Consider the following 22786-nt stretch of genomic DNA (forward strand, 5'->3'; position numbering starts at 1 on the left):
AGTTGGCGGGCAGCTTCGCCCGTCTCTAAGCAACCCACTGCGCGCCGAGCCGGTCCAGCGGACCGGATGGCGCGTCATTGATAGTCCGTGAAGCGCGACGGCAGCGGCGCCTGGCCGGGCAGCGACGTGTAACCCGGCACAGCGGCCTTGAATGCCGCGACCAGCCCGTTGTCGACGTTCGACAGCCCCTTGAGCGTGAGCTGCGCGAGAAAACGCGTGGACGAGTTGTTGCCGCCCGTCGTGGTGACCCCGTTCGCGTAGCGCTGGATACCCACGCCCAGCGCCCAGCAATCCGCGTCGTACTGCATGCCCACCAGCCCGTCGACGATCTTGTGACCGTTCAGATCGTAGTTGAAGCGGCCCACAGCGTACACCCGGTGCGAAAACGGCCATTGGGCCGAGATCAGGATCTGGTTGATCGGCTGATTGTCGAGCGTGGTGTTGTTCTCGCGCGTGTAGCGGTACGCGACATTGAGCACGCGGCTCGGGCCCGGGCTGTAACCGAAGCCGACGCTCGCCTTCTCCAGACGATTGTCGTCGGCATTATATTGGAACGCAGTTTCCGACGCGAAACCGCCCCCGATCTTCAGCGACATGCCCGCGATCAGGTCCGAATGGGCCGAGCCCGTGCTCGTCTGATCCTGCGTGAGCGTGACGCGCTGGTCCTGGAAGTAGTACTGCTGCGCGAGCACGAAACGCGCGCGCTCGTCGCCGGTGGCCGGGTCGAGGAAGCGCGTGGTGATCGCGGCCGTCAGGCGGTTCGCATCGGCGATACGGTCGTTACCGACGAAGGTGTTCGGCGTGAAGATCTCCGCGAGTCCGAAGTCGGCCTCGGCGGTGTCGAAAAGGGGCGCGAAGTCCTGATTGCGGTAAGGCGTGTACACATAGTACAGGCGCGGTTCCAGGGTCTGGATGTAGTCCTGGCCGAACAGATGCACCGAGCGGTCGAACACGAGACCCGTGTCGAAGCTGAGGGTGGGGATCGATTCGGTGAAGCTCTTGGGCGTGCCGACCGGCGAGCCGAACGTCGTGCCCGGCGTGCCGATGTTGCTCAGGTTGTACGACGCGACGTGCCACTGCACCTTCGGCGTGACGAAGTAACCCGGCCCCATCAGCGAATACGACAGGTACGGATTGAAGACGACGCGGTCGCCTTCGGTCGCGTCATCTTCGGTGATGCGGAAGCGCGAGTAGTCGGCTTCCATGCCGTAGTCGAAGCCGCCGACGTTGTACTTCGAGTACTTAACGTTCAGCTCGGGCTCGCGGCCGTACGGCGCGATCGACGGCGAGAGCGTCTGCCAGTGCTGGTAGCGGCCGAGCACGGACCACGGTCCGTTGTTGTAGGTGACGCCGGCTTCCTGCTGGTACAGCAGCTGGGTGCCGTTCAGGAACTGGTTGGCCGGCGACGCCAGGTCTTCGGGATAGGTGTTGTCCGAGACCTTGTTGTAGTAGATATACCCGCCGAACCCGTTGCCGAAGTTCTGGTTGTGCTGGATGAACAGCGCGTAGCGGTTGGTCTTCGTGAGCGCGTCGTCGGGCAGGAACGTGCCGGTGATCGAGCCGGAGTAATTGGCCGACAGATACCGGTAGTTGCCCTGCAGGAATACGCCGCGCTTGGTGATCAGCTCGGGCGTGAACGTGAGGTCGCGATTCGGCGCGATGTTGAAGTAGTACGGCAGCGCGATTTCATAGCCGTTCGTCGAGCTCAGCGAGAACGTCGGCGGCAGCAGGCCGCTGCGGCGGTCGCCCGAGAGCGGGAACGAGAACCACGGGCTCGCGAAGATCGGCACGTCCTGGAAGAACAGCACGCTGTTGTGCGCGACGCCTTCGTCGGCGCCCGTGTCGAAGTCGAACTCCGTGCCCTTGATGTACCACGCCGGATTCGTCGAGCACTGGCAGGCCGTGTAGGTGCCGCTCGTGAGCACCGAGCGCTCGTTGTCGAGCATGTCGGCGCGCTCCGCGCTGCCCGAGCCGCCCGTCGCCGAAAAATGGTACTTCGGCGCCGGCATGAAGCCTTCGCTCGCCTCGATCCGCAGATGCGCCTCGGGGCCGGTGAAGCTGGTGCCGTTCTGCACGACCGTGACATTGCCGTATGCGTCGGCCATGTCGGTGTCCTGGTCGTAGTGCAGCGCGTCGCCCTTGACGATGTTGTTGCCCTGGCGAAGCTCGGCCGCGCCCTTGACGGCGGCGTCGGTGCCCGAAGTGCCGGTGGTCGATTCGCCGAGCACGAACGTGGCCGGACGACGGCCGGGAGCGGACGGGATGTCTTCGAGCTGCGGCGCGATGCGCAGGCTCCACGCGCCGTCCAGCGGCACGGCCTGCGCGGCGTCGTCCGTCAGCTGCGCGTGCGCGAGCACGGGCACGAGACCCGGCATGGCCACGAGCGCCGCGATGAGCCGCCGCTTGCCCGGCACGCCGTCGTCACTGTTAGAGATCGTCTGGAAAAACTGTCTGGGCGGCATGTATGGTTTTGGCGTATCGGCCCGGCCGCCTGCCCGCTGTCCCGGTCGCCGCCCCTCGCGCCCCGGCGCCGTGCCGGGCGAGAACCGGACCGGCGGCGAACCAGGCGTATCAAGGCAACTGCACGCACCAATCTTCACAATTCATCGGACGATGGACTGGATATCAGTGCGGCGGGGGCGAACCGTCATGCGGGCTTTGGCGCGAGTCGCGTCAAAAAAGTCGTGGGGTATTATATGGCAAGACGTTGCCCCACTGATTTTGCTTCCGGTTACATGACCTTCCCTGCCCCGACCAACACCGCGCCGTCGTCCTCCGACGGCCGCCGCGACCTGCTCGCCGCCTGGCTGTCCGGCCATGCGCAAAAATACGCCCTCGACCTGTCCACGCTCGCGCCCGCCTCCGCCGACGCGAGCTTTCGCCGCTATTTCCGCCTCGCCAGCGCGGGCGAGCACGGCGCGACGCTGATCGCCGTCGACGCCCCGCCGCCCGAAAAATGCCGCGAATTCGTCCAGGTCGCGCAGTTGCTCGAGCAGGCCGGCGTGCATGTGCCGCGCGTGCTGGAGGTCGATTACGACGCCGGGCTGATGCTCGTGACCGATCTCGGCACCGCGTCCTATCTGGCCGAGCTGACCGAGGCCGGTCCCGGCCCGCGCTCGCGCGCGCTGATGCACGACGCGCTCGACGCCCTGATCCGCTTCCAGCTCGAAACGAAACCGGGCGTGCTGCCCGCCTTCGACGAAGCCTTCCTGCGCCGCGAGATGGAGCTGCTGCCCGAGTGGTTTCTGGAGCGCCATCTGGGCCGCAAGGTCGACGACGCCACGCGCGCCATGCTCGACCGCACCTTCGCGCTGCTGATCGCGAGCGCGCGCGCCCAGCCGCAGGTGTTCATGCTGCGCGATTTCATGCCGCGCAACCTGATGATCGCGACGCCGAACCCCGGCGTGCTCGACTTCCAGGACGCCGTGGAAGGCCCGATCACCTACGACGTCGCCTCGCTGCTGCGCGACGCGTTCCTGAGCTGGGACGAGGAGTTCGAACTCGACTGCTTCGTGCGCTACTGGGAACGCGCGAAAAAGGCCGGTCTGCCCGTCGATCCCGACTTCGGCGAGTTCTACCGCCAGCTCGAATGGATGGGCCTGCAACGCCACATCAAGGTGCTGGGCCTCTTTTGCCGCATCAACTATCGTGACGGCAAGCCGCATTACATGGCCGACCTGCCGCGTTTCCTCGACTACGCGAGCAAGGTCGCGCACCGCTATCGCCCGCTCGTGCCGTTCGCGCGCTTCATCGACGAGCTGCGCGGCACGGCGGTCGAAACCGGCTATACCTTCTGATCCCGCCCCTCTCACCGCAACCTCGTGCAACTTCATGACAAGGCCGATACCATGACGCGCGCCCGTTTCGAGCGCACGGCGATGATCTTCGCCGCCGGACGCGGCGAGCGCATGCGCCCGCTCACCGACACCTGCCCGAAACCGCTGCTCGAAGCCGGCGGCAAGCCGCTGATCGTGTGGCAGATCGAGCGGCTCGCGGCGGCGGGCTATACGCGTATCGTCATCAATCATGCGTGGCTCGGCGCGACGCTCGAAGCGGCGCTCGGCGACGGCGCGCGCTTCGGCGTGCGTCTGCTCTATTCGCCCGAGCACGAGGCGCTCGAAACCGCGGGCGGCATCGCCCAGGCATTGCCGCTGCTCGAAAACGGCGATGAGCCGTGCGTGTTTCTGGGCGTGGCCGGCGATATCTACAGCGATTTCGATTTCGCGCGTCTCGATGCGCCTGCGCAGACGCTCGCGGCCGCCGCGCAGCCCGGCATGCATCTCGTGATGGTGCCGAACCCGCCTTTCCACGCGAACGGCGACTTCGCGCTGGGCGCCGACGGCGTGCTCGCGCTGGATGGCGCGCCGCGCTGCACGTTCGGCAGCATCGGGCTCTACGACACGCGCATGTTCCGCGACCTGCCGCGCGGCACGAAGCGCGCGCTCACGCCGTATTACCGCGAGACCATCGCGGCGCGGCGCGCGAGCGGCGAACTGTTCGAAGGACGTTGGGAGAATGTCGGCACGCCCGCGCAACTCGCGGCGCTCGACGAGGAATTGCGCGCCCAGGCGGCGCGCTGATGCGGTAACTGCACGCATACGCACGCGCGCGCCGGACGGCCTGAGGCACACACGGCGCGCGCGGCGCATTCACCACGCGCTCATCGCGCGCTCACAACTACACACCGCTTCAATGCGCCCCGTTCGCGGGCGCTGCCACGGGCTGACCGGCTTGTTCGGCCTGATCGCCTTGCGTCGGCTCGCTGGCCTTCTGCTGCTGCAACGCCCACATCTGCGCGTAATGCCCTTGCGTGCGCAACAGTTCGTCGTGCGTGCCGCGCTCGACGATGCGCCCATGATCCATCACGATGATCTGTTCGGCGTTCACGACCGTCGAAAGCCGGTGCGCGATCACGAGCGTCGTGCGCTCGCGCGCGATCGAATCGAGTTCGTGCTGGATCGCGCGCTCCGAACGCGAATCGAGCGCCGAGGTCGCCTCGTCGAACAGCAGGATCGGCGGATTCTTGAGCAGCGTGCGCGCGATCGCCACGCGCTGCTTCTCGCCGCCCGAGAGCTTCAGCCCGCGCTCGCCGACGGGCGTCTCATAACCCTTCGGCAGACTCTCGATGAACGCATGAATATGCGCCGCGCGCGCCGCCGCGATCACTTCCTCGCGGCTCGCCGTCGGCCGGCCATAGGCGATGTTGTAGTAGATCGAATCGTTGAAGAGCACGGTGTCCTGCGGCACGATGCCGATCGACGCGCGCAGCGAATCCTGCGTGACGTCGCGGATATCCTGGCCGTCGATCGTGATCGCGCCGCCGTTTTTGCCAGGATCGGTGCGGTCGAGATCGTAGAAGCGGAACAGCAGACGCGCGAGCGTCGACTTGCCCGACCCGCTGTGGCCCACCACCGCCGTCGTCGTGCCCGCGGCGATCGTGAAGCTCACGTCGTGCAGGATCTGCCGCGACGGCTCATAGGCGAAGTCCACGTGCGTGAATCGCACCTCGCCGCCGCGCACCGCGAGCGCGGGCGCGTTCGGCACATCGGGCACTTCGCGCGCGACCGTGAGCAGCGTGAACATGCGGTCCATGTCGGTGAGGCTCTGCTTCAGTTCGCGATACACCACGCCGAGAAAATTCAGCGGAATATAAAGCTGCAACATGAAGGTGTTGATGAGCACGAGGTCACCGAGCGTGAGCTTGCCCGCCATCACGCCCTGCGTCGCGCGCCACAGAATGAACACCAGTCCCGTGCCGATGATCGCCTGCTGCCCGAAGTTCAGCGCCGACAGCGAATGCTGCGACTTGATCGCCGCCGCGCGATAGCGGTGCAGGTTTTCGTCGTAACGCTTCGTTTCCCACTCTTCGTTGCCGAAGTACTTCACCGTCTCGTAGTTGATGAGCGAATCGATCGCACGCGAGTTGGCGCGCGAATCGAGTTCGTTCATCGTGCGGCGAAAATGCGTGCGCCACTCGGTCACTTTCACCGTGAAGACGATGTACGCGGCCAGCGCGCACAGCGTGACGATCGCGTAATACGCCTCGTATTTCACGGTGAAAAAGATCAGCACGAGACCGACTTCGACGAGCGTCGGCAAGATGCTGTAGAGCGAATACGAAATGAGCTGCGTGATGCCGCGCGTGCCGCGTTCGATGTCGCGCGACATGCCGCCCGTCTGCCGCTCCAGATGAAAGCGCAGCGAGAGCGCGTGCAGATGGCGGAACACCTTGAGCGCGAGCTGGCGCACGGCGCTCTCGGTCACCTTCGAGAAGAGGATTTCGCGCAGTTCGGTCAACAGCGAAGTCGAGAGCCGCACCGCCGCATACGCGACCACCAGCAGCCCGACGCCGCCCATCAGCACGATGCCCGGCGCGTGTTCGGCGCGGCCGAGCGCGGTCAGATGCTGCACGGGCGCGAGGCCGTCGACGATGTGTTTCATCACCACGGGCACGCCCAGGTTGGCCACCTTCGCGCCGATCAGGCAGGTGAGCGCGAACGCCACGCGCCATTTGTAGGCGGTGAGATAGGGCAGCAGCGAGACGATGGTCTGCCAGTCGTTGCGCGGCCCGGTAGCGAGCGGCGCGGGTTCGTTGGAAGCGGAAAAACGGCGCATGGGTGAACGGCGATGAGCGTGCGGCGCGACGCGAAAACTTCGCATCGAAGCGCGGCGCACGGCGAGATTGGGGGACGCCTGAAAAAGCGCGGACGACGGGTTCGGCAAAGGCCTCTAGTTCGGCCGGCGAGCCTGTCTGGCCGCCCGCCGCGCCTGCTGCTTTCCCGTACAATTCCTGATCACCGTATTGTCGCAGAAGGCGGCACGCGCCGCTGAGGGCACCTGGCCTGCACGGTTCACCGCGCAACCGCGCGACGCGTCCGGGGCCGTGGCCATCGACCCATCGGCCACGCCGTTCCTTCCCCGCTTTCCTTTTTTGACGGACTCCCGATGACCGATGCCTTCCCGCTCCCCCAGAAGTCGCCCGCGCTGCGCGTCGTGCCGCAGCCCTCGGACGCCAACGTGCATGGCGACGTGTTCGGCGGCTGGATCATGTCGCAGGTCGACATCGCCGGCTCGATTCCGGCAAGCCGCCGCGCCAACGGCCGCGTGGCGACCGTCGCCGTGAATTCGTTCGTGTTCAAGCAGCCGGTGTTCGTCGGCGACCTGCTGAGTTTTTACGCGGATATCGTCAAGACCGGCACGACGTCGGTGACCGTCGAAGTCGAGGTGTACGCCCAGCGCATGCGGCTCGCCGAGGAAGTCGTCAAGGTGACCGAAGCGACGCTCACCTACGTGGCGACCGGCACCGACCGCCGTCCGCGCGCCCTGCCGCCCGTCGAACCCGCCGTCTGACGTCAAGCACGCAAGCCCGCTCGCCGACGGGCTTGCGCTTCACTGCGTCAACTTCACTGCGTCACGTTCGCTGCATCGCCTTCACTGCGCCCACGCGAGCGCCGCGCCTTCCTCATACGACGCGCTCGCGCCCAGCAGCGCGGCCACTTCGGGCCCCGGCAGCGGCGGCGCGAAGAAATACCCCTGCAACTCGTCGCACGCGCGTTCGCGCAGGAACGCGAACTGTTGCGACGTCTCCACGCCTTCCGCGATCACCTGCAGGCGCAACTCGTGCGCGAGCGCGATGATGGCCGCCGTGATCGTCTCGTCGTCGCCGCTGGTTCCGATATCGGACACGAACGAGCGGTCGATCTTGAGCCGGTCCACCGGCAGCCGCTTCAGATAGCTCAAGCTCGAATAGCCGGTGCCGAAGTCGTCGATGGCGATGCCCACGCCCTGCTCGTGCAGCGCGTTGAGCATCGACACCGCCTCTTCCGCGTTGCGCATCAGCGTGCTTTCCGTGAGTTCGAGTTCGAGCCAGCACGGTTCGAGCCCCGTCTCGTCGAGCACGCCCTTCACCAGCTCGGCGATGTCGCGCTGATGGAAGGTCTTCGCCGACAGATTCACCGACACGCGCACATGCGGCAGCCCGGCGTCCTGCCACGCGCGGTTCTGGCGGCACGCCTCGCGCAGCACCCAGTCGGACAGCGGGCCGATCAGGCCGCTTTCCTCGGCGATCGGGATGAACTTGGCCGGCGAGATCAGCCCGGCTTCGGGGTCGAGCCAGCGCACCAGCGCCTCCATGCCGACGATGCGCCCGCTGCCGATCTCCACCTGCGGCTGATAGTGCAGCAGGAATTCGCCGTCACGCAGCGCGCGGCGCAGACGCCGTTCGAGATCCATGCGCGCGCCCGCGGCCGCGTTCATCTCCGGCTGATAGAACTGGAAGGTGTTGCGGCCCAGTTCCTTCGCGCGATACATCGCCACGTCGGCCTTCTTGAGCAGCGCCTCGGCGTCGGTGCCGTCCTGCGGGTACACGCTCGCACCCATGCTGCAGCCCACGTACAGTTCGGTGCCGTCGATCAGCACCGGCTCCGAGATCATCGCGCGCGCGCGCTCCATCCAGTTGATCAGCGATTTTTCGTCGATGGTGTCGGTGAGCACGATCACGAACTCGTCGCCGCCGTGGCGCGCGACCGTGTCGCTCGTGCGCGTGCAGCGCGTCAGACGCTCCGCCACCACGCCAAGCAGACGGTCGCCGACGCTATGGCCGAGACTGTCGTTGACGTTCTTGAAGCCGTCGAGGTCGATGAACACCACCGCCACGCCGCGCTGGTGCCGCTGCGCGGAAACCAGCGCCTGTTGCAGCCGGTCGCGCAGCAGATTGCGGTTGGGCAGCAGCGTGAGGCTGTCGTAGTTCGCCTGATATTCGAGCTGTTCCTGATAGCGGATCAGCTCGGTCACATCGTTGATGATGCCGATGTGATGCGTGATGCGCCCGTCGAGATCGGGCACCGGCGCAATCAGCAGCTGATTCCAGAACAGCGCGCCGTCCTTGCGGTAATTGCGCAGCACGGCGCTCACCTCGCGGTTCGAGAGCAGCGCCTGGCGGATCGCCACGAGGCCGTCCTGATCGCGGTCGTCGCGTTGCAGCAGACGGCTGTCCTGACCGACCACCTCGGCGGGATCGTAGCCCGTGATGCGGCGGAACGCCGGGTTCGCGTACTCGATCAGATTGCTGCCGCCCGGCCCCGGCCCGGTGATCAGAATCGCGTTCACGCAGGCGTCGAGCGCGCGGCTTTGCAGACGCAGCGCGAGGTCGGCGCGCTTGCTTTCGGTCGTGTCCGAATAGGTGCCGAGCACGCCCATCACGCGGCCGTCGCCGTCGAGCAGCGGCAGCTTGCTCGTGATCGTCGTGCGATGCAGGCCGTCGATCGTGAGATCTTCTTCGAAGTTCAGGCGCGGCAAACCGGCGACGATCACCTCGCGGTCCTGCGCGCGCATCGACTCGGCGTAGGGGCGCCAGGGCAGATCGTCGTCGGTCTTGCCGATGATCTGCTCGGGATACGCGAGCCCCGCGTCGCGCGCGAAGGTCATGTTGCAGCCGAGATAGCGCGACTCGGCGTCCTTCCAGAAAATGCGCTGCGGAATGTTGTCGATCACCGCCTCGAGCATCTGGTTCGAGCGCTGCGCCTCGACTTCGGCCTTGATCTGCTCGGTCACGTCGTCGGCGAGCACGAACACGGCCGCGCGGCCCTGGAAGCTCAGCGAGTGATGCGAGATGTCGGCGCTGATGAGCGTGCCGTCGCGGCGCACGTGATGCCAGATGCCCGCCATCGTGCGGACGTTCTGCGTGAGCGTGTCCGAGCGCGCGAGATGCTGTTCGAGCCGCGTGACGTCGTCTTGCGGACGGATGTCGCGGATCGTCATCGCGAGGAATTCCTCCTCGCTGTAGCCGTATTGCTGGATCGCCGCCGCGTTGACGGCGAGAAAGCGCAGCGTCTCGCGATCGAACACGTACATCGGCACCGGATGCGCGTCGAACAGACCCTGGAAGCGCTCGTTGCGCTGACGCAGACCGGCGAGCGCGCGCAGCTTTTCGCGCGCCGCGTTCTCACGCACGCCGAACATGTAGATCAGGAGCGTCGCGCCCGCGAGCATCGTCACGATCAGCAGGATCGAGGCGCGGCTGCCCGCGCGCGCCGATTCCGCCAGCACGCCCGCCAGCGCGAGATCCTGCTCGCCCTGCAGCGCGGAAAGCAGTGCGTCGATGCGATCGACGCGGCGATCGAGCCGGATGTATTCGCCCGCGATCCACGTGGCCGTGGACGCGAAGGCCGGTGTGGCGGCCAGCGGTGTCGGGACGCTCGACGCGGAGTTCGGGGCGGCGGCGAGTTGGGTGGGCGCGTTCGGGGTGGCGGTCGGGGTTAGGGTCGAGACGGCGCCTGCTGTGGTCGTCGCGCCGTTTGACGCTCCGTTTGCCGCACCATTCGTCGCGGCTGCATAAGGCTGCGCAAGACTCGACGCACGCCCCGACGACGACGCGGCCGCATACGGTTCGCCAAGCCGCCCGGCGCTGCCGGACGGCGTGGCCACCGCCGCATACGGCGACGTGAGCGCGTGCGCGGAAACATTCGAGCCATTCGAGCCCGCCGCCGAATACGGCGCGGCGAGATTCGCGGCGCCCGCGACCGCGCCCGACGCGTAGGGCGAGGCAAGATTCGGCGCGCTCACGGCTGGCGCGGCGACGCGCATGATCGACACGCCGGGCGCGCGCGCATACGGCGACGAGAGATCGCCCTCCTGCACCGTCGCGGCAATCGGCCGGATGCGCCCGGTGTGCGGCGCGTGGGCGTGCGGCTTGTTCGCATTCGTTGCGCGTCGATGCGCTGGGGCCGAAGTTGCGGCGCGCGGCGCGTGAGTCGCCGCCGGAGCCGAAGCCGCAAGCGGCGCGCTTGCGGCGCTGACGGCACTCGCAGCGCCCGGAGCACTCGCGACACTCACCGCACTCGCGCCATTCGCTTCCTCGCCCTGCGGCTCCAGCGCCGCCGCGCTCGCCTGCACGCGAACGTCGGCGAGACGCTGCTCGGCGCGCGCGAGGGTGCCGTCGATTTCGCGGGCGAGCGTCGCCGCGTCGGTCGAGAGCGCATCGAAACGGCGCGCGAGCGGCGCATTGTCGGCCAGCTCAACGCGCAGCGCGCGGGCGGTATCGTCGAGTTCGTCGATGCGCGCGTCGCGAGCCGCGGGCGATTCGGCGATGCCGTCGGCCTGCAGGCGGCCCAGCGCCACCAGGCCGCCGTTGAGCGCGCTCCGATAGCGGTCCAGATCGTGCCGCACACGCCCGGCCTGAGCGGCCCGCTGCTCGATTTCGCGCTGTGCGCCGATCTGCGTCCAGGCCACGAAAGCGTTTGCGCCCACGGCTGCCGCTACGACCGCCAGATTGATGAGGTGCCGCTTCGAAAAATGAAGAGTCATTGAAAGCCGAACGTCGTTCGTCCCCGCGCGAAGGCACGGGCGGTCCGATCACGACCTGCGCGCAACAGGCTGGCGCGCCATGCGCCATTCCCGGATAACGGCAGTCGTCGGCAAGGCTTGAGGGGAAATCGGCGGCGAATTCACGCGAATCCGCCCAAACCGAGGAGAACCTCGAAAACGCCCGCGCAGCCTGGCTTGCGCGCAAACGTTTCACTGCGGAAACCGCGCGGAGAACGCGGAAAAAACGCCCGAAAAGCGTAAAAGCGCGGCGCGAAAAAACTTGCGCTCAGCGCGCCGCGTTGCGTGGCACCGCGAGCCCGAACTCGCGCATCGCCGGCACGAAATCGTGATTCGCCTCCGGCTTGCGCGCGAGCTTGGCGAGAACGTAGCGCTGGAACGGCGCGAGCTGCGCCCAGTCCTCGACATCGGGCGTGCGCAGTTCGGCCAGCGCCGCCTGGTTGGCAATGCCGCCCGGCACCGTGCTGACGTTGCGCCAGGCGGGCGCCTCGTCGGGCGCGAACCATTCGGGTTCGACGTTCGCGTGCGTGCGCAGCATTTCGAACAGCGCGTGATCGAAATTCGGCTCGATCTCGGTGTCCTCGTCGACGGGAAAACGCGCGAGCAGGCGGCGGTCCTCGTAAGGCAGCAACTGCCACTGCGCGAGCGAAATGCGCAGCCCGAAACGATCCAGATTGAAACGCACGCACATGGGGATGAAGGTGAGGTCCTCCGACGATACGACCTCGAATTCAAACAGCAGCGGAGCTTCAGTCAATGCCATGGCGTTTATCCTCGCGAAACGGACAGCGGCAAACGGCGCCCGCTTGAGGTATTTTAGAACCTTATGTGCGCGGCGCAGCGTCATGCTGTCGGCGGCGTCTGCACCGATACTGAATATCGGCGCACGGCGCGACCCGCTTGGCGCGAGCGAGCGCGGATAATGGCCGTCGCGCGGCTGCGCCCGAGCACGACGTTCCGCCCCCGAAACCGCGCGCGCACCTGCCTCGTTGATGGAGCACCTTCGCTTGAATTCCGCGTCCCCCTTGAATCCCTCCGCGTCCAACGCCTCCGCCGCCACGTCCGACTCCAGCGAGCAGCCCGGCGCCGTCGAACTGCGCGTGCGCCGGCATCGCGGCGAAGACGTCGAAACGCGCGCCGATTACGTCGGCCAGGAATGGCCCGTCGCGCTCGTCTTCAACGGCATCTCGCACGCGGTCATGATGTGCACGCCGCGCGACCTCGAAGCGTTCGCGGTGGGCTTTGCGATTTCGGAAGGCATCGTCGGGCGCAACGCCGACATTCAGGACTTCGAGGTCTACTGGCACGCCGAAGCCGAGACGCCGCACGCCGAAGTGCATCTCACGGTCGTGCAGCAGGCGTTCGTCGAACTGAAGGAAAAGCGCCGCGCGCTCGCGGGCCGCAGCGGCTGCGGCGTGTGCGGTATCGAGAGCATCGATCTGCTCGATCTCGAACCGGAAATCGTGCCCGACACGGGCTTTCTCGCGCGTCTCGCGCCCGACGCAATCGCACGCGCCGCGCGCGAACTGCCGCGTCATCAGGCGCTCACAAAGCTCACGGGCGGCCTGCACGCGGCCGCGTGGTGCGACGCCGACGGCCAGATCCTGCGCGCCTTCGAGGACGTGGGCCGCCACAACGCGCTCGACAAGCTGATCGGCCAACTGGTGCTCGAGCGCGCCGACACGCAGCAAGGCTTCGTGTTCCTCTCCAGCCGCGCGAGCTACGAGCTGGTGCGCAAGGCCGCGCGCGTGGGCATGCCGATGGTCGCGACGATCTCGGCGCCCTCCTCGCTCGCGATCAACATCGCGAAGCGCGCCGGACTGCGGCTCGTGAGCTTCTGCCGCGAGACCGGCTACGTCGATTACGACACGGCGGCGAGCGCCGCCTGATCGGTTGATCGGCCCGATCGCTTAGTCGAACTGCCGGAAATCCGGCTTGCGCTTTTGCAGGAAGGCCGTGAACGCCTCGCGCGCTTCGGGCGCGAGCAGCATCTTGCCGAAGTGCACCGACTCCTCGCTCATCTGCGTCTTGATCTCATGCTCGCTCGCGCGCTTCATCAGCGTCTTGGTCGCGCGCAGCGACGACGCGGGCAGCGCGACCAGTTTCGCGAGCTGCGCGCTCACGAACGCATCGAGTTCGGCGGCGGGCAACACGCGATTCACGAAGCCCATCCGATGCGCTTCGGCGGCGTCGAACGTATCGCCGAGCAGCAGCTTTTCGGCGGCGCCCTGATAACCGGCCACGCGCGGCAGCAGCAGCGACGAAGCGGCCTCCGGGCACAGACCGAGCTGCGAGAACGGCATCGCGAAACGCGCCGTATCGGCGGCGTAGACCATGTCGCAATGCAGCAGCATCGTCGTGCCGACGCCGATCGCTGCGCCCTGCACCGCCGCCACGAGCGGCTTCTCGAAGGTGGCGATGGTGGCGAGAAAGCGCATCACCGGCGAGTCGCCGCCGGTCGGCGGATTCTTCAGGAAGTCTTCGATGTCGTTGCCCGCCGTGAAGATCTCAGCGTGGCCGCGCAGCAGCACGGCGCGCACGTCCTTGTCTTCCTGCGCCGCGACGAGCGCGTCGCTCATCGCCTGATACATCGCGGGCGTGAGCGCGTTCTTGCGCTCCGGGCGATTGATGGTGATCGTCAGCACGCCGTTCTCGCGTGCGGTCAGGATTTCGTTGCTCACTGCGATGTCTCCTCGGTTCCACCTGCCGAATATGAAAAACGGTTCGCAGACCGCGAAGTCTGCGAACCGTGTCGATAAGCGATAGCGTCTAGCGCTTACAGCCGCTCGATGATGGCCGCCGCGCCCATGCCGGTGCCGACGCACATCGTCACCATGCCGTACTTCAGGTTGCGGCGGCGCAGGCCGTGCACGACCGTCGAAGCGCGGATCGCGCCCGTCGCGCCGAGCGGGTGACCCAGCGCGATCGCGCCGCCGAGCGGGTTGATCTTCGACGGATCGAGACCGAGGTCCTGGATCACCGCCAGCGACTGCGCGGCGAACGCCTCGTTCAGCTCGATCCAGTCGAGATCGTCCTGCTTCAGGCCCGCGGCCTTGAGCGCGGCCGGAATCGCTTCCTTCGGGCCGATGCCCATGATTTCCGGCGGCACGCCGCGCACCGCGAAGCTCACGAAGCGCGCGAGCGGCGTGAGGTTGAACTGCTTGAGCATCTTCTCGGAGACGACGATCAGCGCGCCCGCGCCGTCCGAAGTCTGCGAGCTGTTGCCCGCCGTCACCGAACCCTTGTTCGCGAACACCGCGCGCAGCTTCGCGAGGCCTTCGAGCGTGGTGTCGGCGCGCGGACCTTCGTCCAGCTCGATCAGGCGCTCCTTGACCTTCACTTCGCCGCTGGCGAGATCGGGGAAGCGCTCGACGAGCGTGTACGGCGCGATTTCATCCTTGAACTCGCCCGCCTGTTGCGCGGCCAGCGCGCGGCGATGCGACTCGACCGAGAACGCGTCCTGCGCTTCGCGGCTCACCTTCCAGCGCTCCGCGACCTTCTCCGCCGTCAGGCCCATGCCGTAGGCAATGCCGATATCTTCATTGCGATCGAAGATATGCGGCGAGAGCGAGGGCTTGTTGCCCATCATCGGCACCATGCTCATCGATTCGCAGCCGCCCGCGATCATCGCATCGGATTCGCCGACGCGGATGCGGTCCGCCGCCATCGCCAGCGCCGTGATGCCCGAGGCGCAGAAACGGTTGACGGTCACGCCGCCCACGCTCTGCGGCAGACCCGCGAGCAGCGCGCCGATACGCGCCACGTTCAGGCCTTGCTCGGCTTCGGGAATCGCGCAGCCGATGATGGCGTCTTCGATCACGCTCGTGTCGAGACCCGGCACCTGCGCCACGGCCGACTTGATCGCGTGAACCAGCAGCTCGTCGGGGCGGGTGTTCTTGAACATGCCGCGCGGCGCCTTGCCGATGGGCGTGCGGCTCGCGGCGACGATGTATGCGTCCTGCAACTGTTTGCTCATCTGTAACTCCAGTCCGTTATGTGCGTACGTCGTGCCGCTTAGTTGCGCACCGGCTTGCCGGTTTGCAGCATGCCCATGATGCGTTCCTGCGTCTTCTGCGTGCCGAGCAGATCGACGAACGCGCGGCGCTCGAGCGTGAGCAGCCATTCTTCGTCGACCAGGCTGCCCGCTTCGACGTCGCCGCCGCACACGGCTTCAGCAATCCGCCCCGCGATCAGGTAATCGTGGTCGCTGATAAAGCGGCCGTCGCGCATGTTGACGAGCGAGGCCTTGATGGTCGAGATCGCCGAGCGGCCCGCGACCGGAATCTGCTTCGCGCGCAGCGGCGCACGATAACCGGACGCGCTCAGTGCGCGCGCTTCCTTCTTCGCCGTGTCGAGCAGCTCGAACACGTTGAAGACGATCGTGTCCGACGGCTTCAGATAGCCCATCGTGCGCGCTTCGAGCGCCGAGCCCGAGACCTTGGCCATCGCCGCGTTCTCGAACGACTTCTGCAGGAAACGCAGCAGATCGCTCGGCACGGCGCCGATCGACGCCGCGCCTTCGGCTGCGCGAATCGCCGCTTCCTTCAGGCCGCCGCCCGCGGGCACGAGGCCCACGCCCACTTCGACGAGACCGACATAGCTCTCGATGTGCGCGACGCGCTTCGCGCTGTGCAGCATGATTTCGCAGCCGCCGCCGAGCGCGATGCCCGACACCGCCGCCACGACCGGCACGTTCGCGTACTTCACGCGCAGCATCGTGTCCTGGAACTTCTTCACGAACGGCTCGATGCCCTTCGCGCCGCCCATCATGAAGGCGGGCATGGCTTCTTCGAGGTTCGCGCCCGCCGAGAACGGGCCGCCCGGCGCGCCGAGCTTCAGCGACGTCGGTTGCCAGATCACGACGCCCTTGTAGCCGTCTTCGGCGATCTCGATGGCCTTCACGAGCGAATCCAGCACGCCCGGACCCATCGTGTTCATCTTGCTCTTGTACGAGACGATCACGACGTCGTCTTCGCCCGCGCGGTCGTCGACCCACGCGCGCAGATGCTCGTTCTCGAACAGCGTCTTGCCGAAACTCTTCGGATCGCGCGCGTTCGATTCGCCGAACAGCGCCGCGCGGAACACCTGACGCTCGTAGACCGGCAGATCCGAGCGCGGCACGAAGCGCGCTTCAGCCGGCGACCACGAGCCGTCGGCGCCATGCACGCCGCCGTTGTTCGCGACCGCGCCTTCGAACACCCAGGCGGGCAGCGGCGCGCTCGACAGCGTCTTGCCCGCGTCGATGTCTTCCTTCACCCATTCGGCGACCTGCTTCCAGCCCGCAGCCTGCCAGCCTTCGAACGGACCTTCGTTCCAGCCGAAGCCCCAGCGGATCGCCAGATCGACATCGCGCGCGTTGTCGGCGATCGATTGCAGATGCACGCCGATGTAATGGAACACGTCGCGGAAGATCGACCACAGGAACTGAGCCTGCGGATGCTCCGATTCGCGCAGCAGCTTCAGACGCTCCGCGGGCGGACGCTTGAGGATGCGGCCCACGAGTTCGTCGGCCTTCGCGCCGCCGTCCACGTACTCGCCGGTCTTGCCGTCGAGCACCTTGATCGCCTTGCCTTCCTTGCGATAGAAACCGCCGCCCGTCTTCTGGCCGAGCGCGCCCTTCGCGACCAGACCCGCCAGCACGGCCGGCGTCTCGTAGACCGGGAAGAACGGATCGTCCTTGAGGTTGTCCTGCATCGTCTTGATGACGTGCGCCATCGTGTCGAGGCCCACAACGTCAGCCGTGCGGAAGGTCGCCGACTTCGCGCGGCCCAGACGGCTGCCCGTGAGATCGTCGACTTCGTCGAAACGCAGACCGAACTTCTGTGCTTCCGCGATCACCGCGAGAATCGAGAAGATGCCGACGCGGTTCGCGATGAAGTTCGGCGTGTCCTTCGCGCGCACCACGCCCTTGCCCACGACGCTCGTGAGGAACGATTCGAGCTGGTCGAGAATCTCCGGCTGCGTCTGCGCGGTCGGGATCAGCTCGACCAGGTGCATGTAGCGCGGCGGATTGAAGAAGTGCACGCCGCAGAAGCGCGCCTTGAGGTTGTCGTCGAAACCTTGCGACAGTTCCGTGATCGACAGACCCGAGGTATTCGTGGCGAAAATCGCCTTCGGGCCGATGTGCGGCGCGACCTTCTTGTAGAGGTCGTGCTTCCAGTCCATGCGCTCGGCGATCGCCTCGATCACCACGTCGCATTCCGCGAGCTTCGCGATGTCGTCTTCGTAGTTCGCGGGCGTGATGTACTGCGCGTCGTCCTTCACGCCGAACGGCGCGGGCGAGAGCTTCTTCAGCGTCTCGATGGCTTTGAGCGCGATGGCGTTCTTCGGGCCTTCCTTCGCGGGCAGATCGAACAGCAGCACGGGCACGCGGGCGTTGATCAGGTGCGCGGCGATCTGCGCGCCCATCACGCCGGCGCCGAGCACGGCCACCTTGCGAATATTAAGATTGCTCACGTTGTTCCTCCAGCGGATATGCAATGTCGAGCGGATAGGAGATGTTTCGCGGCGCGAACCGGTGTGTCGTTTTTCTGGCCGGTGCGCCGCTTGAGAGATTCGGTGATGCGATTGGGTGATTCGAAGTCGCGTGATGCGCCCGCGTGAAGACGCGGCGCATCACGCAAGCGCTTAGAACAGCGCTTCGTCGACTTCCATCAGCGTCTTCGAACCCGCGCGTGCCTGGCGGATCGAGGTCGCCGTTTCGGGCAGCAGCTTCGCGAAATAGAAGCGCGCCGTGGCCAGCTTCGACTTGTAGAACGGATCGCCCGAGCTTTCCTTGTCGAGCGCGATGCGCGCCATGCGCGCCCAGAAGTACGCGAACACCAGATGGCCCGCCGTGCGCAGATACGGCACGGCGGCCGCGCCCACTTCGTCCGGGTTCTGCATGGCCTTCATGCCGATTTCCATCGTGAGCTTCTGCATCTTGTCGCCGATGTCGGCGAGCGGATTCACGAACTCCTGCATCTCCGTCTTGATGCCTTCGGCTTCGACGAATTCCGTCACGAGCTTGCCGAACTTCTTGAGCTTCGCGCCCATGTCGCCGAGCACCTTGCGGCCCAACAGGTCGAGCGACTGGATCGTGTTGGTGCCTTCGTAGATCTGGTTGATCCGCGCGTCGCGCACGTACTGCTCCATGCCCCACTCGGAGATGAAGCCGTGGCCGCCGTACACCTGCATGCCGAGGTTGGTGCTCTCGAACGCGTTGTCGGTGAGGAAAGCCTTGATGATCGGCGTGAGCAGCGCGACGAGATCGCCGGCTTCCTTGCGCTCGGCTTCGTCGGCGTGCGACAGCTCCTTGTCGATGTGCAGCGCCGCCCAGTACGTGAACGCGCGCGCGCCTTCGGCCCAGGCCTTCTGCGTGAGCAGCATGCGGCGCACGTCGGGATGCACGATGATCGGATCGGCGGCCTTTTCCGGCGCCTTCGGGCCCGTGAGCGAGCGCATCTGGAGGCGCTCCTTCGCGTACACGAGCGAGTTCTGGTACGCGACTTCCGTGAGGCCCAGACCTTGCATGCCGACGCCCAGACGCGCGGCGTTCATCATCACGAACATGGCGTTCAAGCCCTTGTTCGGTTCGCCGACGAGCCAGCCCGTCGCGCCGTCCAGGTTCATCACGCAGGTGGAGTTGCCGTGAATGCCCATCTTGTGTTCGATCGAGCCGCACTTGATGCCGTTGCGCTCGCCCACGTCGCCCGAGGCCGTGGGGATGAACTTCGGCACGACGAAGAGCGAGATGCCCTTGGTGCCTTGCGGGGCGTCCGGCAGTCGCGCGAGCACGAGGTGGATGATGTTCTCCGCCATGTCGTGCTCACCGCTCGAGATGAAGATCTTCGTGCCGGTGATTGCGTAGGAGCCGTCGCTGTTCGGTTCGGCCCTGGTGCGCAGGATGCCGAGGTCGGTGCCGCAGTGCGGCTCGGTCAGACACATCGTGCCGGTCCACACGCCTTCGACGAGCTTCGGCAGATAGGCCTTCTGCAGTTCGGGCGTGCCGTGCGCGTGCAGACATTCGTAGGCGCCGTGCGAGAGACCCGGATACATGGTCCACGCCTGGTTCGCCGAGTTGAGCATTTCGTAGAGCGCGTTGTTCACGAACGCGGGCAGGCCCTGGCCGCCGTAGTCGGGATCGCAGCCCAGCGCGGGCCAGCCGGCCTCGACGTATTGCTTGTACGCTTCCTTGAAACCAGTGGGCGTGGTGACGACGCCGTCGCCGGCGTACGTGCAGCCTTCGCGATCGCCGACCTGGTTCAGCGGAAACAGCACCTCCGAGCAGAACTTGCCCGCTTCTTCGAGCACCTGGTTGATGGTGTCGGCATCGAGGTCGGCGTGCTTCGGCATCTGCTTGACTTCGCCTTCCACGTTCAGCAGTTCGTGCAGCACGAATTGCATGTCACGCAGCGGCGCGGTGTACTGTCCCATGTTTTTCTCCCTTGATAGAGCCTTAGAGTGTCGGGCTTTCGCGTACCGCCGCGGCGCTGTGCGCGGGGTGGGCTACTGGCTGACGCTCTGATACGAAACAATCAGTTTTTCGAACGCGGCCCACGTATGGTCGACTGCGTCCGGCAAGTGCAGGAAACGGCCGTCATGATGCAGACCCAGCGTTACGCTATACAGTTCGAACAACATCAGCGCGGGATCGGTGTCCCGTCGCAGATGCCCCTCCTCGATCGCCTGCGAAATGGCGCGCAGCAATGCCGCCCGCCACATCGTCACGCTCGCCACCAGCTGCTCGCGCACCTGGCTGTCCGCGCGGTCGTCGTACTCCACCGCGCCGCTGATGTAGATGCAGCCGGTCGTGACTTCGTGGATGCGCTTCTCGAACCATCGCGACAGCATCGCACGCAGACGGGGCAAACCACGCGGTTCGCGCAAACTCGGAAAGAAGACTTCTTCCTCGAATCTGCGGTGGTACTCGCGCACGACTTCGACCTGGAGATCTTCGCGCGAACCGAAGTGCGCGAAAACGCCGCTCTTGCTCATCTGCATGCGCTCGGCCAGCAAGCCGATCGTCAGGCCTTCCAGGCCGTCGCGGCTCGCGAGGTCGAGTGCTGCATCCAGAATGGCGGCGCGGGTCTGTTCGCCTTTTCGCATAGCTTTATTTACCGTAACGATGTGGCCGCGATGTGGGCTTTAACTGCTCGCATCTGGGCCGGAATTAAATCGAACGGCCGTACTATTGTTGAGGACAGCCGTCCGTGAAACAAGGACTTTATTAGAAACCGATTTCTAACCGGTACTCTAATTTTCGGGCTTCGCGCGCCGCGCACAAGGGAACATTTCTCGATTGCAAGCGGGGCGATTCATGTGGCAGGCAAGCGGCTTGCGCTGCGGCGCCGGCGCTGCCCGCAGCGGGTCGCGCGGCCTAGTCATAGCCGCCCACGGTGAGCATCTTCATGACCACGCGATACGAGTTCCAGGCGAGCCAGTTCACCGCGCGCACGTGCCAGGGCCGCGCCTCGTAGCGCGCGCGGTCGATGCGCGGGGATTCGTCGAAGGCGCTCAGGATCTCGCCGCGCAACTGCTCGATCTGCGGATGCAGCACGAGCAGCACGTTGGCCTCGTTGTTGAGCACGAGGCTCAGCGCGTCGAGATTCGACGACCCCACCGTGCCCCAGTTCGAATCGACCACGGCCACCTTGCCGTGCAGCATGGTCTTTTCGTATTCGGCGATCTGCACGCCCGCGCTCAGCAACTGGTGATAGAGAAACGGCGTGCCGTAGTCGAGCACCTTGAACTCTTTTCGTCCGATCAACAGCTTGACCGTGACGCCGCGCGTGGCCGCTTCCACGAGCGCGCGGCGCAGCCGCCGCCCGGGCATGAAGTAGGGATTGGCGAGCAGCACTTCCTTGCGCGCCTCGCCGATGGCGTCGAGATAGGCCTTCTCGATCGCGCGCCGGTTCACCACGTTGTCGCGCGCGACGAAGGCCACGCAGGGCACGCGCGCCGTGCGCGGATCGGGCACGCCCGCGCGCAGACGCTCGCGCAGCCGCGCGATGATGCGCTGTGCGCGGCTCGTGCGCACCACGGGCGCCAGTTCGCGCAGCACTTCGTTGACCGCCTTGGCAGGCTGCATGACCGTGTGGCCCGTGGGATGCGGCGCCATGTATCCGGCGCTCGCGGGCACGCCCGGCGACAGCGGCGGCTGACCGCCCGGCAGCACCGGCGCGCCAAGCGGCGGACGATGGCCGAGCCGGATGCGCCGCCACTGCAGCTCGATGGCCTCACGCACGTCCACGACCACGGGACCGGCCAGCTCGAGCGCGAAATCCCAGCGCGCGAACGGCAGCGGCTTGCCGTCGTTTTCCATGTCGTCGACGATGTTGATGCCGCCGCAATACGCGTACTGATCGTCGATCACGGCGAGCTTGCGGTGCGTGCGCGAAAAGCCGAAGCGCCCGAAGATATGCGGGTTGTAGACGCGATGCTCGATGCCCGCCGCGGGCCACGCATCGAACAGCGCGAGGTGCGGCGAGCCGATGCCGTCGGTGATCACGCGCACGCGCACGCCGCGGCGCGCCGCGCGCATCAGCGCCTCGGACACGGCCTGGCCGATCGTGTCGCTGCAAAAGATATAGGTTTCGAGCGCGACATCGCGCTGGGCCGCGTCGATGCGCTCGATCATCGCCCCGAACAGCCCCTCGCCCGAGTGGAACAGGCGCACGTCGTTGCCGCTCGTGAAGCGGTAGCGCGAGCGATAGCGCTTGCCGAGCAGCGCCTCGCGCAGCCGCATGACGCGGCGCGGTTCGATCCCCGAATCCAGATCGCCCGGATCGTCGCCGGGCTGGCCGGAACGACCGGAATCGGCGCGGCGCGTATCGCTCACGGCTGCGCTCCGGCCAGCCGCGCGGGCAGTTGCAGGATGGCCTCGCGATTCGACGACGAAAAGCACTTCGCCGCCGCTTCCTCGTAAGGCAGCCACAGATACGCCGTGTGCTCGCGCGGCGCGAGCGTGACGGGCGTGCCGTCGGGCACCTGAAGGCTGAACCAGTGCTCGGTGTTGCGCGTCACGCCTTCGGCGTAGCGGTGGCGCCAGACCGGATAGATTTCATAGTCGATCTGGTGGCGCCAGTCGAGCAGCGCGGCGGCCGACACGCCGTTCGCGCCCACCGCGATGCCGGTCTCCTCCCCCACTTCCCGCACGGCTGTCTCGGCGAGCGGCTCGTCGAGATGGTCCTTCGAGCCCGTGACCGACTGCCAGAAACCGGCGCGGTCGGCGCGCTCGATGATCAGCACGTCGAGCCGGGGCGTATGGATGACGACCAGGACGGATTCGGGAATCTTCGGCGGCTTCTGCATGATGGGGCAAACAAAGGGTGAGGCGACGCACGTGGAGCACGGCGCGCGAAGCACACGCCGCGCGCGGGGCGCCGCTGCGCAGTGTGCGGCGCGCTTGTGAAAGAATTTAACGCAAAAAGCAAAAAAGGCGCACGATGCGCCTTTTTTGTTTGCTGGCAGGACGACGCGCCCA

Annotated in this window: 15 protein-coding genes; 4 read left to right on the forward strand and 11 right to left on the reverse strand. The window is 66.3% G+C overall.

From position 1 onward, the window contains the following. Positions 1–74: 74 nt before the first annotated feature. Positions 75–2462, reverse strand: a complete 2388-nt coding sequence (locus LDO54_RS34005) for an LPS-assembly protein LptD (RefSeq protein WP_224016590.1) — start codon at positions 2460–2462, stop codon at positions 75–77. 273 nt (positions 2463–2735) lie between these two features. Here LDO54_RS34005 and LDO54_RS34010 point away from each other — a divergent pair, with 273 nt between their 5' ends. After that, positions 2736–3797: an aminoglycoside phosphotransferase family protein gene (locus LDO54_RS34010; RefSeq protein ID WP_224016592.1), complete on the forward strand. Its 1062-nt coding sequence runs from the start codon at positions 2736–2738 to the stop codon at positions 3795–3797. An 81-nt stretch (positions 3798–3878) separates the two neighbouring features. Next, a complete protein-coding gene (gene murU / locus LDO54_RS34015) occupies positions 3879–4580 on the forward strand; it encodes an N-acetylmuramate alpha-1-phosphate uridylyltransferase MurU (protein ID WP_224016659.1) in 702 nt (233 codons plus the stop codon). Positions 4581–4689: 109 nt separating this feature from the next. Here murU and LDO54_RS34020 read toward each other — a convergent pair whose 3' ends face one another. Further along, the gene (locus LDO54_RS34020) at positions 4690–6615 is read right to left on the reverse strand and encodes an ABCB family ABC transporter ATP-binding protein/permease (RefSeq protein ID WP_224016594.1); all 1926 of its coding nucleotides are present in this window, start codon (positions 6613–6615) and stop codon (positions 4690–4692) included. A gap of 330 nt (positions 6616–6945) precedes the next feature. On the opposite strand from LDO54_RS34020, the gene LDO54_RS34025 reads away from it, so the two are divergent. Next, a complete protein-coding gene (locus LDO54_RS34025) occupies positions 6946–7350 on the forward strand; it encodes an acyl-CoA thioesterase (RefSeq protein WP_224016595.1) in 405 nt (134 codons plus the stop codon). A gap of 81 nt (positions 7351–7431) precedes the next feature. Here LDO54_RS34025 and LDO54_RS34030 read toward each other — a convergent pair whose 3' ends face one another. Together LDO54_RS34030 and LDO54_RS34035 are read right to left on the reverse strand one after the other, a co-directional pair. Continuing rightward, the gene (locus tag LDO54_RS34030; protein ID WP_224016597.1) at positions 7432–11304 is read right to left on the reverse strand and encodes a sensor domain-containing protein; all 3873 of its coding nucleotides are present in this window, start codon (positions 11302–11304) and stop codon (positions 7432–7434) included. Positions 11305–11590: 286 nt separating this feature from the next. Continuing rightward, on the reverse strand, positions 11591–12085 hold the full coding sequence (locus LDO54_RS34035; RefSeq protein ID WP_224016661.1) for a nitrate reductase associated protein: 495 nt from the start codon (positions 12083–12085) through the stop codon (positions 11591–11593). 262 nt (positions 12086–12347) lie between these two features. Here LDO54_RS34035 and fdhD point away from each other — a divergent pair, with 262 nt between their 5' ends. Next, the gene (gene fdhD / locus LDO54_RS34040) at positions 12348–13211 is read left to right on the forward strand and encodes a formate dehydrogenase accessory sulfurtransferase FdhD (RefSeq protein WP_224016600.1); all 864 of its coding nucleotides are present in this window, start codon (positions 12348–12350) and stop codon (positions 13209–13211) included. Between the two features lie 21 nt (positions 13212–13232). Here fdhD and LDO54_RS34045 read toward each other — a convergent pair whose 3' ends face one another. The 7 genes from LDO54_RS34045 to nudB all read right to left on the reverse strand — a co-directional run bounded on the left by LDO54_RS34045 (position 13233) and on the right by nudB (position 22614). After that, positions 13233–14003, reverse strand: coding sequence for an enoyl-CoA hydratase (locus LDO54_RS34045; protein WP_224016602.1), 771 nt, complete (start codon positions 14001–14003; stop codon positions 13233–13235). A gap of 95 nt (positions 14004–14098) precedes the next feature. Next, positions 14099–15298, reverse strand: coding sequence for an acetyl-CoA C-acyltransferase (locus LDO54_RS34050; RefSeq protein WP_224016604.1), 1200 nt, complete (start codon positions 15296–15298; stop codon positions 14099–14101). A gap of 38 nt (positions 15299–15336) precedes the next feature. Continuing rightward, positions 15337–17778: a 3-hydroxyacyl-CoA dehydrogenase/enoyl-CoA hydratase family protein gene (locus LDO54_RS34055; RefSeq protein WP_224016606.1), complete on the reverse strand. Its 2442-nt coding sequence runs from the start codon at positions 17776–17778 to the stop codon at positions 15337–15339. A gap of 171 nt (positions 17779–17949) precedes the next feature. Beyond that, complete coding sequence (locus LDO54_RS34060; protein WP_224016608.1) at positions 17950–19737, reverse strand: acyl-CoA dehydrogenase C-terminal domain-containing protein; 1788 nt, start codon at positions 19735–19737, stop codon at positions 17950–17952. A gap of 72 nt (positions 19738–19809) precedes the next feature. Beyond that, complete coding sequence (locus tag LDO54_RS34065; RefSeq protein ID WP_205996971.1) at positions 19810–20409, reverse strand: TetR/AcrR family transcriptional regulator; 600 nt, start codon at positions 20407–20409, stop codon at positions 19810–19812. 271 nt (positions 20410–20680) lie between these two features. Further along, positions 20681–22048: a phospholipase D-like domain-containing protein gene (locus LDO54_RS34070; protein ID WP_224016664.1), complete on the reverse strand. Its 1368-nt coding sequence runs from the start codon at positions 22046–22048 to the stop codon at positions 20681–20683. Between the two features lie 89 nt (positions 22049–22137). Further along, a complete protein-coding gene (gene nudB, locus LDO54_RS34075) occupies positions 22138–22614 on the reverse strand; it encodes a dihydroneopterin triphosphate diphosphatase (RefSeq protein WP_224016610.1) in 477 nt (158 codons plus the stop codon). Positions 22615–22786: the final 172 nt, after the last annotated feature.

It is taken from the genome of Paraburkholderia tropica (genome assembly GCF_914484835.1).
Lineage (GTDB): Bacteria > Pseudomonadota > Gammaproteobacteria > Burkholderiales > Burkholderiaceae > Paraburkholderia > Paraburkholderia tropica_A.